This window comes from Gammaproteobacteria bacterium (genome assembly GCA_015709635.1).
Taxonomy (GTDB): Bacteria; Pseudomonadota; Gammaproteobacteria; order Burkholderiales; family Nitrosomonadaceae; genus Nitrosomonas.
Genome location: CP054180.1, coordinates 1,915,955 through 1,928,867 on the forward strand (window position 1 = coordinate 1,915,955; position 12,913 = coordinate 1,928,867).

9 protein-coding genes are annotated in these 12,913 nt (G+C 45.7%); 5 read left to right on the forward strand and 4 right to left on the reverse strand.

Going from position 1 to position 12,913, the window contains the following annotated elements; all coding sequences use genetic code 11:
• The first annotated feature begins 4 nt into the window (after nt 1-4).
• The 3 genes from HRU78_09025 to HRU78_09035 all read left to right on the forward strand — a co-directional run bounded on the left by HRU78_09025 (nt 5) and on the right by HRU78_09035 (nt 7,424).
• Nucleotides 5-3,109 carry a DEAD/DEAH box helicase family protein gene (locus HRU78_09025; protein QOJ23776.1) on the forward strand — a complete coding sequence of 1,035 codons (3,105 nt, stop codon included), beginning with the start codon at nt 5-7 and terminating at the stop codon, nt 3,107-3,109.
• Between the two features lie 24 nt (nt 3,110-3,133).
• Nucleotides 3,134-5,521: an AAA family ATPase gene (locus tag HRU78_09030; protein ID QOJ23777.1), complete on the forward strand. Its 2,388-nt coding sequence runs from the start codon at nt 3,134-3,136 to the stop codon at nt 5,519-5,521.
• 730 nt (nt 5,522-6,251) lie between these two features.
• On the forward strand, nt 6,252-7,424 hold the full coding sequence (locus HRU78_09035; GenBank protein QOJ23778.1) for a Fic family protein: 1,173 nt from the start codon (nt 6,252-6,254) through the stop codon (nt 7,422-7,424).
• Between the two features lie 39 nt (nt 7,425-7,463).
• On the opposite strand, the gene HRU78_09040 is transcribed toward HRU78_09035, so the two are convergent.
• On the reverse strand, nt 7,464-8,099 hold the full coding sequence (locus HRU78_09040; protein QOJ23779.1) for a hypothetical protein: 636 nt from the start codon (nt 8,097-8,099) through the stop codon (nt 7,464-7,466).
• Nucleotides 8,100-8,514: 415 nt separating this feature from the next.
• Here HRU78_09040 and HRU78_09045 point away from each other — a divergent pair, with 415 nt between their 5' ends.
• Nucleotides 8,515-9,348 (forward strand): hypothetical protein, encoded by an 834-nt coding sequence (locus tag HRU78_09045; GenBank protein ID QOJ23780.1) that lies wholly within the window; start codon nt 8,515-8,517, stop codon nt 9,346-9,348.
• Here the strand turns inward: HRU78_09045 and HRU78_09050 are convergent.
• Nucleotides 9,345-9,872 (reverse strand): hypothetical protein, encoded by a 528-nt coding sequence (locus tag HRU78_09050; protein ID QOJ23781.1) that lies wholly within the window; start codon nt 9,870-9,872, stop codon nt 9,345-9,347. The genes HRU78_09045 and HRU78_09050 overlap by 4 nt on opposite strands.
• Nucleotides 9,873-10,240: 368 nt before the next feature.
• Between HRU78_09050 and HRU78_09055 the strand changes: the two genes are divergently transcribed.
• A complete protein-coding gene (locus tag HRU78_09055) occupies nt 10,241-11,116 on the forward strand; it encodes a hypothetical protein (protein QOJ23782.1) in 876 nt (291 codons plus the stop codon).
• A gap of 88 nt (nt 11,117-11,204) precedes the next feature.
• Here HRU78_09055 and HRU78_09060 read toward each other — a convergent pair whose 3' ends face one another.
• Nucleotides 11,205-11,897: a hypothetical protein gene (locus HRU78_09060; protein ID QOJ23783.1), complete on the reverse strand. Its 693-nt coding sequence runs from the start codon at nt 11,895-11,897 to the stop codon at nt 11,205-11,207.
• Nucleotides 11,898-11,943: 46 nt separating this feature from the next.
• Entirely contained in the window at nt 11,944-12,834 is an 891-nt protein-coding gene (locus HRU78_09065; GenBank protein ID QOJ23784.1) for a hypothetical protein, read from the reverse strand.
• Between the last annotated feature and the right edge of the window lie 79 nt (nt 12,835-12,913).

Consider the following 12,913-nt stretch of genomic DNA (forward strand, 5'->3'; position numbering starts at 1 on the left):
GCGTATGAAACTGAAATTCAAAGTCCAGCCTTACCAGACCAATGCTGTAGAGTCGGTGGGGGACTGCTTCGCTGGCCAGCCCTATAGCACTGGCACGGCCTATCGCATAGACCCTGGCAAAAAGAAACAAGCCCAGCTGGATGAAACAGGCTTTAAGAATGCCGATCTGATGCTGACGGATAGCCAAATTCTGGCCAATATCCATGAGGTGCAAAAGCGCCAGAATTTACCGCTTTCTTTCGGTCTTGCTGATTTTACGGCTCTGAACAGCAGAAAGGAAAGCATTGCCGTTCCTGTGACCTACAAGCGCGATGCTCTGGCCGCTTCGCGCATTCATCTTGATATTGAGATGGAAACAGGAACGGGGAAAACCTACTGCTATATCAAAACCATCTTTGAGCTGAACAAGCGCTATGGCTGGAACAAATTCATTATCATGGTTCCCAGCATTGCTATCCGCGAGGGTGTTTATAAATCGCTGGAAATAACCGCAGATCACTTCACGGAAAGCTACGGCAAGAAGGCGCGGTTCTTTATCTACAATTCCAAGCAGCTTCACCATCTGGAAAGCTTTTCATCGGACGCTGGTATTAACGTCATGGTGATAAACATACAGGCCTTTGCCGCAAAGGGTGCGGACAACCGCCGCATCTATGACGAACTGGATGACTTCCAATCCCGCCGCCCGATTGACGTGATTAGCAGCAACCGTCCGATCATTATTCTGGATGAACCACAGAAAATGGAGGGCAAGGCTACGTTGGAAGCTTTGCCAAAGTTTAAGCCTCTGGCTATTTTCCGCTATTCAGCCACGCACAAAACCCAGCACAATAAAATCCACCGCCTTGATGCGCTGGATGCCTATAACCAAAAGCTGGTAAAGAAAATTGCTGTACGCGGCATTTCCATGAAGGGACTGGCGGGCAGTAGCGCTTATCTTTATCTGGAATCTATCGAAATTTCCAAACAAGCGCCCGTGGCGCGGATTGAGATGGAAATCAAGCAGACTGGTGGAGAAATTAAGCGCAAGGTTATGCGCCTTTCCAAAGGCCAGAACCTTTATGACCTGTCCAACAAGCTGGATCAGTATCAGGGCTTCGTTATCTCCCAGATTGATGCCAATCAAGACACAGTGGAATTCACCAATGGCCATGTCCTTACGGCTGGTGAAGCCACAGGCGATGTGACCGAGGCGACAATCCGCCGTATACAGATCAGGGAAACGATCAAGGCGCATTTGGAGAAAGAGCAAAAGCTGTTTTCCCAAGGGATCAAGGTGCTATCCCTGTTCTTCATTGATGAGGTGGTGAAATACCGCGATTACAGCCAGTCGGATGAGCAAGGCGATTATGCCCGTATCTTTGAAGAAGAATACGAAACGCTAAAAGCGGAGTATCTGGGCACACTTGACCTTGAGGGCAATGAAGCCTATCGCCAGCATCTGAGGGGGATAGACACCAAGCGAACCCATGAGGGCTATTTCTCGATTGATAAAAAAACCAAGCGCCTGAAAGACCCGGAAATGGGCGCAAAGGCCTTGGATTCAGACGATGTGGATGCGTATGACCTGATTTTGAAGAACAAGGAACGGCTTTTGTCTTTTGCGGAGCCTGTCCGGTTTATCTTCTCGCATTCGGCTTTGCGCGAGGGCTGGGATAATCCGAACGTCTTTGTCATGTGTATGCTGAAACACAGCGACAACACCATTTCCCGCCGCCAAGAAGTTGGCCGTGGCTTGCGCCTGTCCGTCAATCAGAATGGCGACCGGATGGATCATCCCGCCACTGTGCATGAGATCAATGTCCTGACCGTGGTTGCCAGCGAGAGCTACAAAAACTTCGTGGCGAACCTTCAGGAAGAAATTAGCGATGCCCTGTCTGCTCGTCCGCGCAAAGCGGATGAGGCTTATTTTACGGGCAAAGTCATTAAAACCGAAACAGGCACGTTGCAGGTAATGCCAGCAATGGCAAAGCAGATATACAAATACCTGCTGAAAAACGATTATACGGATGAAGCAGACCAGATTGCCGCCGCCTATCACACGGCGAAAGCAGAAGGAAAGCTGGCCGGATTGCCGGAAGAGCTTGCCCCTCACGCTGAGCAAGTCTTCCTGCTGATAGATAGCGTCTTTAGCACAAGCCAACTGCCGCAGATTGGCGATGACCGCAAACCGAAAACCAACCCCCTGAATTCCAATTTCGAGAAAAAGGAATTTCAGGAGCTTTGGGGCAGGATCAACCGCAAAGCGGTTTACCGTGTGGAATTCGATTCAGCGGAGCTGATTGCCAACTGCATAAAGACCCTCAACAAGGAGCTGCGCGTTTCTCCCCTGCAATACACCATTCAAACAGGCATTCAGGGAGATCAGATTACAGACGGACAGCTTAAAGCAGGTGAAGGATTCCAAGTGCAAAGCACGGTTACGGAAGCGCATAACGCCTCTATTCATTCCTCCGTCAAATATGACCTGCTGGGCAAAATTGCCGAAAACGTGCAGCTTACGCGTAAGACCGTTGCCGAGATTTTCAAAGGCATGGAGGCGGCTATCTTCGGCCAATTCAAGCAAAACCCTGAACATTTTATTGCGGAAGCCTCACGCCTGATTAAGGAACAAAAAGCCACGATTATCATCGAGCGCCTGAACTATGACGAAGTGGCGGGAAGCCATGACGTAAGTATCTTTACAGCTGGCCAGAGCAAGCAAGACTTCACCAAAGCCACCGACAAACTTAAAAATCACATTTACGACTATGTGATTACGGATTCAAAAATTGAGCGTGACTTTGTAAAAGAGCTGGATACCAGCGCCGAAGTTACCGTCTATGCGAAGCTGCCCAGAGGATTCTTGATACCTACTCCTGTGGGAGATTATAACCCGGACTGGGCAATTTCCTGCAAGGAAGGTAGCGTGAAGTACATTTATTTCGTGGCAGAAACCAAAGGTAGTATGTCCTCAATGGAGCTGCGCGAGATAGAGAAAACCAAAATCGAATGCGCCCGTAAATTCTTTGACAAAATCAATCAGCGTATTGCGACCGATAAAGTTAAATACGATGTGATTGATAGCTATGGGCGCTTGATGGACGTGGTTGGAGTGAGGTTAGCATAATTAGAGAAAAATGCGGGGACAATAATGCCAGAGTTTTTTATTAAGTGTATTTCAGAGTTGAAAAATTGCGGCGTTTTCAACGGATGGCCTAAAGGGAATATAGCATTTGGACGGTACAATCTCATTTATGGCTGGAACGGTTCTGGCAAGACCACACTGTCCCGCGTAATACGTAGCCTAGAAAAAGGAGCAATTGATCCTGCACTGACAAAAAGCGGTGCAAGCCCGTCATTTCAGTTGCAGTTGTTCGATGGCAGCATGGTTGACAGCAAAAATCTTTCCGGTTGGCATGACAAAATTCGCGCCTTCAATTCCGACTTTGTACGCGAGAACATCAATGCGGATGAAGCAGAGGCACAACCTGTCTATCATCTCGGTAAGGGACAGGGCGAAGCGCTAGAAAGACTTAAAAAAGTACGAAGGATTCTCGGGAAGAAAAATGAAAGGGTCAAGGTACAGGAAAACCTCCGTAAAATTACTGAGAATTCCAAAGAAGGTGCATTGACGGACTGTGCACGGATTATCAGTGAAGCCATTAGTGACCGCAAATTCGACAAGGCGAAACTTCGCAAGGTACTGGATAAGTTTAAGGAGGACGAGACAGATACGGCTTTGCTCGTGCTGAACGAAACGGAGATCAAGACCATGTTAAATATGGCTACCGGTGACAACGACAAGAACCACATAGATGTTCTGTCTTTTAGTCCAAAAAAGATAGCAGATACCATTCATGCTGCCGTGAAGAAGACTTGCGATACCAGTGTTACAAAGGCTGCGATTAAAGAACTGGATGCCAATGCGGAACTTCGCAAGTGGGTCGAGAAAGGCGTTATATTGCACAAGAGCAGGGACACCTGCGCTTTTTGTGCGTCCAACATTGAAGATGAGAGGCTTGCGCTCCTAGATCAGTATTTCAACGATGCCTACAATAACCTCATGAACTGCATCTCTGCGGAGCAGGACAGCATCAAAACTCTGACTGATGAAATTGAAGCGGTCAAGCCAACTGACAGTAGCCGCGTGTATCAGGACATAAGGCAGCAATACGAAGCCGATGCCAAGGTAGTCACGGATGCCGCCACGGCTTTCGTGGCGGTCTGCAAAGGAATGAATATGGCACTCACGGATAAGAAGGGTAAATTTACCGAAATAGTTGCTGTGACAGCCCTTGAAGCCTTGCAGGAAAAAGCAAAGGGATTTGCCGATGCAGTCAACAAGCTGAACCAAACGATCATCAGTCATAATGAAAAATTCGACAACTTTCAGGCTGCGGTACAGGAAGCGCGGGATAAGATTGTCAATCATTATAGCGCGTCCCACTATGCAAATTATAAGGCCTCGCTCGATACGTTGGATGAAATCGACAAGAAAATCGCACCCCTCAAGGAATTCATCGAAAAACTAGAAGGGGGAGAGGCTATACTGGACGCGCAGTTACGCGAACATAACATTGCCGTTGACCGGATCAATGAACTGCTGGCTTCATTCCTTGGTCGAAGCGACATCAAGTTGGTTACTCACGAAAAGGGTTATTATATCGAACGTGAAGGCGAAAGAGCGAAGCACCTGAGCGAAGGTGAGAAAACGGCGGTTGCGTTCAGCTACTTCATTTCCAAAATGGAGGAAAAGGAATTCAACATCGAGAATAGCGTGATCGTGGTCGATGATCCTATATCCAGCCTTGATACCAACGCCCTATACGCTGCGGGGTCATTCATTCGTTGTCATCTTGAGAGAGCAAGCCAAGTTTTCATACTGACGCACAACTATCATTTCTTTCGGGAGATTTTTGGCTGGATGAATAGGCTAGAAAAGCCGAAAACATGGTCTACTGACCTTCCGTATAAATGTGAAGTCATGTTGAAATGCGAAGTTGGAGAAAAAGGAAAGAGAGTAACAACAGCATATAAGCTAGACAACACGCTAAGAAAATATGACTCCGAGTACCTGTTCCTGTTCAAGCAACTTTACGATTCTCACGACCAGGTGACATTCACTGACAGCGCAAGTCCCGATATGCTTGCAAAGCTGATGCTCTTGCCAAATGTTGCGCGTCGTGTACTAGAAACATTTATTCTGTTCAAATTCCCCGATGTAGCTCATGGTTCTGTTATTAACCTTTACAACGTCATCAAACCTTTAGGAGTAGAAGTTCCTGTTGAAAAGATCAGCATCCTTGATCGCCTTCTAAACCGCGTTTCGCACGGAAGCGAGGAAGCCATGGCTTCTATCAATATGTTCAATCTTTCGGAAACACCAAAAATAATTGAATATGTTCTGAATTTTATCGAACAAGCAGATGCTACTCACTATTCTGGTCTATTACGTGCAATAGGAATTAAGAACGTACCAACTCCTAAAGCGGTCATAATTAATGACAATAAAGTAGAGAAAAAATATCTGCTTGAATAACGTCATACGGGCTGCCAGGTAGGGGGCTATGAAATGCCCCTTGGTCGATGGGGATTCAAGGGGAGAGCGAAGTCTCCCTTTGACCATGGGGGTTTTGGGGGCAGCTTGGAGGCTCCCCTAAATGGAGATGGAACGGCCACACGTTTCCTGGTGCATGAAGGCTTGATGCCGAAGATGCACCACTAACGCGCTTGCCTGAGAATTTTGCATCGCAATATTTGAAGCCTAGCGCACCCGAGAGGGATGCAACGGGAGAGCGGCAGCGTCTCCCTTGCCAAGATGGCGTTGGACGAAAAAATGGCACATTTCGTAGTACAACGCACATCTTGCGGTCATCCTAAAGCCCTCCCTGAGACACGTATCGTGCACTAGTTTCTGTCTTTCGCTCTTTTTGAATCTCACAGCATATTCCGGATGACGGCATCCTTTAGTTCTCACATGCATAGTAAATTTTGCCCTCGATATAAACTGATCCTAGTTACTTGGTTAGAATTTCCAATTAACACCGGCAATCATCACCGCAAATTTGGAATTTATTAAACTGTCTCGACAATTGCATTGACTTTCAAATGAGCCAAACCAAACTCGCATAGGCTAATTAATTTTAATGCCATATCTTTAATTAGTTGTTTTTGGCTGCGAAAGATGTTTAACTAAGGAAAGAGTTTAATTAAACATGGCCGATCAAATCTAATTAACGCCGCTCGCTAATTAAAGATAGAAACAACCTATGAAGAAGGTCAGAGAAACAGGTGAACTTGTATCTTGCTCGGTAGCAGATGAAAAATATCAGGCCTTTGTTCCGGTCACTCTGCCTCCCAAACCACCGCTGGATATGGGGCAGCTTGGCAATTTGCTGGCCTCCGCCAGTTCCGCTCTTGGTCGTCTGGATGGTCTGGCCGGTTTTTTGCCGGATATTGGGTTGTTCATTTACATGTATGTCCGGAAAGAAGCACTGTTGTCTTCCCAGATTGAAGGGACACAATCGAGCTTTTCCGATCTTCTGATTCATGAAAGCGAAGCAGCTCCCGGCGCACCTTATGAAGAGGATGTTCAGGATGTCTCCAATTACATAGCAGCGCTGAATCATGGCCTGGAACGTATGCGTGGCGGATTCCCACTATCCTTGCGCCTGATCCGGGAAATTCATGAAACCCTGCTTTCAAAAGGACGCGGTTCCACCAAAATGCCAGGTGAGTTTCGCCGGTCGCAAAACTGGATCGGCGGCCCACGTCCCTCAAAAGCCCGGTTTGTTCCACCTCCTCCGGAGCGGCTGGAAGAATGCCTCGGCGCTTTAGAAAAGTTCTTTCATGCGGATGATGACGGTCTGCCGGTTCTCATCCGCGCCGCGCTGGCCCATGTGCAGTTTGAAACCATCCATCCATTTCTGGATGGTAATGGCCGTGTCGGGCGTTTGCTCATTACGTTGCTTCTCTGCGCCGATGGCGTTCTGAAAGAGCCAATTCTTTATCTCTCGCTTTGGTTCAAGACTCGGCGGGATGAATATTACGATCAGCTGCAATACATCCGCGATACCGGTGACTGGGAAGAATGGGTGAGCTTTTTCCTGCGCGGTGTCATTGAAACCGCCGATCAGGGCGTGGCTACTGCCAAGCGCATTCTTGACCTGTTCGATGCAGACCAGCGCAGGGTCGAAACAGCTCTCGGCAAGGCTGCGCCATCGTCTCTGAAGATACTTGCCCACATGCGAAAAAAACCGGTTATTGCTCCAAAGGATTTGGTCACTCCACTGGGACTTACCATGCCGACCATCAATACAGCCCTCCAGCATCTGGAGAAAGCCAGAATCGTACAGGAAATAACCGGTCGCCAGCGTGACCGGTTATTTGCGTATAAAGCCTATCTCACTATTCTGGGAGAAGGCACCGAACCATTGGCGTAATCACGATTCTTAGAGACAACAGAAATTGACTGGAGCTTTCTACCCCGATAACAAACCCATTAAAAAATCAAAATGAGTTTTGCGAATTTGTTTATAACGTCCACCTAGAATGTCATGAATTTTGTTCTCACTAAGATTACCAGGGTAGTCACTTGCGTGTCGTATCAATATGCGGGGATTGAGGTGCAAGCGATTGCGCAAATCGGCCAAATCGGAGAGATGTTGCGGCGTAAGTTTGATCCATTCCATCGGGGGAAGCACACGCCAAGCGTTCAAGACAAAGTGAACATGTTCCTTCGGCGCTTTGTCACGAACACCAGCCAACCAATGATCGATTGCACTGGGCTTGATTGCGCCATTCAGTGATCCTGCAATATTGAGAAGAGCGATTGCGCCGATACCCGTTCGTTCATGTTCAAGTTGAAGCTCTTTTCGGAGCTCAGGAATAATCTTGATCCATTTTGGCATCTCCGACCAGCGCTTGAGCACATAATTCCAATGATCAGGATGCGCCGTTCTCGTTTTGCCATTGAGCCAGCGATTGACCATCGCGGCATCAAGACCTTTTGGGCGGTCATTTGCGCCACGCAACATGGCTGAAGCACCAGCACCGCTTGAGATTTTCAATTCCTGAAGATACTGCCGCAGCTCATCAGATATTGTAATCAATTCCATGTCTATGACCTGCCAATTTCAAATCCTACTCCCCTAAAGAATATTCACGCAATCGCTGGACTCATGCAAGTAACATAAGTTGTGCGGAGAATATGGCGCATATACGAGACACCAAAAACCCAGTGACGAAATGAATTCGGGATATTGGAATTGTTGGCCTTACCATAAATTTCATAATCGTTGAATTACCCCTAATTTATATAAAGCTTTATTCAAATTTTAACTATTTACATATTTACCTTTTCTTCACGATAATCCCCTACACTCGAACTGGATCAGGATTGGTGCGCGATAACAATATAAAAGCGCATAGCAAAATAATTCAACCTGACCAAACAGGGGATTGAAGCCGAAGCCGACCATCGTTCCGCACAGCGGAGGGGGTCGGCCCACGGGATTAAAGAGGGGAGACGTCATGGCTCTCGGGCCGGGAACAGGATCGCAGGATCTTTCACGCAAGGGTAGCCTTACGGCGCACTGGCCGGAAGCGGATTCCCTTAAAGGGATCGAAATCGTTCCGGAGGCGGTGGAGACGGCCAGCCCGGATTCTTCCGTTTTTGCCCTGGGAAGCAGACAAGGCGACCGGCTGCGTCATAATTTTGCGCTGGCCGTGAAAGACGGCACTCTCGAAAAGTCCAGCGTTCAGCTTGGCCCGGCGGCCGATGCGGCGCGGGTCATGGCCGAGAAGCAAAAAGAAGAGCGGCGCAAGCAGGATGAAAACCTGCGGTTCGTGCGAATGCTTCAGGATATTCAGGATCGCCTGCGCGGGATCGAGGCAGGACTGGCGGCGAAATACGGCAAAAACTTTGCGGAAGATCTGGCCAAGCGCTATCTCAAGAAAGAGGAAGCGGATCGTCTGCTGGCGATCCAGGATGAAGAAGAGCGCAAGCACCAGATCGCTTTGGCTATCAAGCGGCGCGTTGACAAAGGTGAAATCGATGCGCCGGAGCTTTCAGCACCTGAATATAAAGAGTGGCTGGAGACGCATGAGGAAAAACGGAGCGTTCTGGAAGCCCAAGCGCAGGAAGCGATTGCCGATGTGAAGGCGGGAGAAAAGGTCGAAGTTAGCGAGCAAGTTGCATATAAAGCAAAAGATTTGGCTAAAGATAATGGTTTGGCAAATACATTCTTAGATGCTTCCTCGAATTCTATTCGAGAAGCTAATTCGGGAGATCAGAATTTGGATGATATGTTTGCTTCTGGCGATAGCTCTCAACCAAAACCCAATGCTAATAAACCGTTCAGTTAATACTGTAGAGCGGCTTGAGGGCCAGGGGTGGCTGCTAGAGTTTTTGTTTTATTGTGCGAAAATGTAAATAAGGCGTCTGTTGCGACGTTTTTTGCCTTATTGACACCTTCTCTATAGCTCATGGCGTTAGACCAGGGTTCGCCATCGATAAAATACATCATCGAAGTTCCCGCGCCAGATTTCGGATTTTTTTCTACGAAGTACTCTGCATTCACGCCGAATTTTCTCAGCTCTTGCTGGGCTCTTTCTCCTACCTGCTGGAGCGTGACATGCTTGGGAATATCGGCACCGGCGGTAATGGCGATACTAACCACTTCGCGTCCTTTAGAATAATCGCCTGCCCGGCTCAGAAAATTGTCGCCGCGAGCGGGATTGGAGACAAACTGCACGGATTGAGCGATCTGCACGGGCTGCTGGGCCTGTACATCGTTGGAGGCGGCGAAGGGTATGGCTGCCATGGTCAGCATAAGGAGGCCAACACCTGCCTGTTTTGCAAAGCTCCCTTTTACATTCGGCGCGCTCATAACGAAATTCCCCCTTGCGAAATTCCCTCTAGAAAATGATTAGTGCTACGATACGTATCATTATTCGATGGAAAAATCAAGTCCTCCGCGAATGATATTTTCTATAGTCTTAAAATATTGAGTCGAGCAAGGCGCTCTTTAAGAAATATCGTTAAAAAACGACGCGGAAAGACGGCATTAAAGATGCGCGTCAAGATTTATGCTGTTTTATGCATAAAATAAACATTTCGATACGGTATTTCGATACGATTGTGGTGTAGGTGCTGTGATCACCAGAAGGTAAAGGTGCAGAATCATTGCCATAATAACTATTTCTTAAAGATAGTAGAAATTAACGGGATAATTTCTACCTAAATTACCATAACATAGTGAAAAATAAAAAAAAGTATGTCGCCACAGAAGATTCTTTAGATTTTTCTGAAATAGTGGCCAATGCTCTTGGCATCCCCTTTGACAAAAACCAAACAAAAGAAAATGCTTACAAATTATATGATCTCTACTACAAAGATATATCTCTGGTTCTTCCTGAAGAAACACACAACTGCCGGTTTGATAATTTTGCCTCAGGCAGTTTTGTAGCCTTTGCCGATCAAGAAAAAAACATACCTCTCATTAATATCGATCAACAATGGTCAATGTTTTTCCTGGACGCAAATATTCTAACGTGCATCAGAACTTTTCACGTTTTAGCAGAAGAAGAAGCACATCAGAATGCCATTATTTTTATGGAGAATTTAGAAACTTTTAGAAATCCGCTGTCACATGAAACAATACGTGAAAAAATGAAGCCATTCATAGTGAAGTACGTTGAAATTCTGCCGATTGCCAATTTACTAACAATGTGCATGTTTGGCTTTATACTTTGCCACGAACTGGCTCATCATAATCTTGGACATATTTATGAAGCTTCGCATAAGCAGCAGGAGCTCGATGCAGACACTCAAGGATTTCAATATTTAAAACGTGTAAGTCATCAGTTTGAACAGCTGGAATTTTTGAAAATCCCACCAAATATGCTGGGCGCTCCGGTAATTGCAATGATCTATTTGCAAGCACTTGAAGCAGTTGGAATCATTTCTACCTCTGGGGACACACACCCTTCTGTACCCCAGAGAACTCAGAGTCTTTACGAGCAATTTAATAAGGCTGCTGATAAAGAAGCACGATATTTATATAATGGTCTTCGGCTAAGCTGCGTGGAATTCATCGACGAAATGAGTAAGATGAAAAATGCCAGCTGTTAAGTATCTGTATCTTGATATATTTTTAAATTCCAATTTTTTGTCTTGCAAGAGTAATAAATCAATCCTGAGATAATCTGTCCCGATGATCTCACACCTCAAAATCAAAACTTACCTTGACGTTTCTCTCGGCTGCTTGTTCAAGTGTTTTCTGCCTAATCTTATCAGCCAAATCAACACTGCGACAAAACATATACGCGTCTTGATAAGGCAGACGGCCTCTCTTATCACGTATTAAAAAATCACAGTCTTCAGCTTCTAATAACATATAGCCAAAATCAGGATGGACAGCATGCGCACAAGTCTCATGCAAAGCTGTTTTTCCACTGACAGGATGCTGGAAGTTTACTGGCAAGCCAGCTTCGATATATGCCTCCCCAAAGGGAACATCGTTATATCCAGCAGCTTCAAAAAAGGCGAGCCCCAAATCGAGAAGCTTCTGTTCCCTTTGTACTAATGGCGATACATTTTCCTCTTGAGCGGCAGCATATTTCTCAGCCAAACCTCTTGTCCGCCTGATCAGTGAATCGATGGTTTCGTCAAGAACATCTTTCATGGCTTTATGAATCTCTTCGCCCTTCTGGTACCGTACATTCTTCAGTTCGCTGACAAGATTCCTCATATATAGAGAAAAATTATCTAAGGGCTCATTCATTGAAATAAAGCCTCGTCTAGGTCTTCTCTCAATAAGATATGAGCCACCTTTTTTAACCAAGGTTGCTAATGAAACAGATGATCCTTCAATTATCTGTTTAGCATGTGTATTCCATATTTTGGTATTCAAATCCTTTCCAGCCTCTAACAGATTCACGATACTCAAGTCAACAATATCAATTATTTCTAATGAATTTCAGCAGGTTGCACTCATTTTTCTTCGCCCAATCAACCAGATAATCGGGCAAATCTGATGACATAACTTTCTCATTAATTTCCGAAGGAATCTGTCTATCCAAAAAAAGAAGGCAATTGGCTTTTGCTCCGTCAAAAACAGTGTCGTTGATTGCGATAAGATAATAAATATGGTTGCTACCGCTTTTCATATCTTTCAGATAACAAATCAAATTGTCTTCTGGTGACATTACAATCCATCCAGATAAACTGTCATCACGTTCAAGAGTAAATTTATAGCTTTTTCTATCGATCAACTTACCTTCTTTCAGATTGCCTTTTGTAAAAACTGTAGCAATCGCAACATGAGGATTTGATGAGCTATCAATTTTTAGGCTGATTTCTGAAAGCTTCTGATTTATCTCACAACCACAATAACTCCCCGTGTATTCGCCATATAAATTATCAGAATTTAAAGCCGGACATTCTGAGTTATTTTCAAATAGAAAGCCTTCGAGACAAGACGCCACTTTGGAATAATCATTAACTCCCCATAGTTTTTCAGTAGTTAACAACGACCAACGATTATCTTTTTCTGTTAGCCAAATATCTAAAGCGATTAATCTCTCTGGCTTCATTTCTTTGTGGTCACCTACACAAAATTTCCGAAAGTTATCGTGTTCCCCGAAATCAATGGTTTTTATATCTCTGTAAGGTGCCTCAATCGAATTGCGCTCCTCATCTGCCAGGTTCTCATATGCCTCCTCAATCCATGTAGCAAGAGTGCTCCAGGACACGTTACCTCCAAGTTCGCTTTTTGCTCTGTTATAAACAGCGAGAATTTCGGCGCGTAATAAAGCAATCTGGCGAGGGGTATAAGTATCTCTTTTCATTCGTTCTTTATCTCCTTTTCTTCAAGAACAACTCACTGAAAGCACTCATGCGAGGTTGTCACGAGGAGGGTGATTTTAT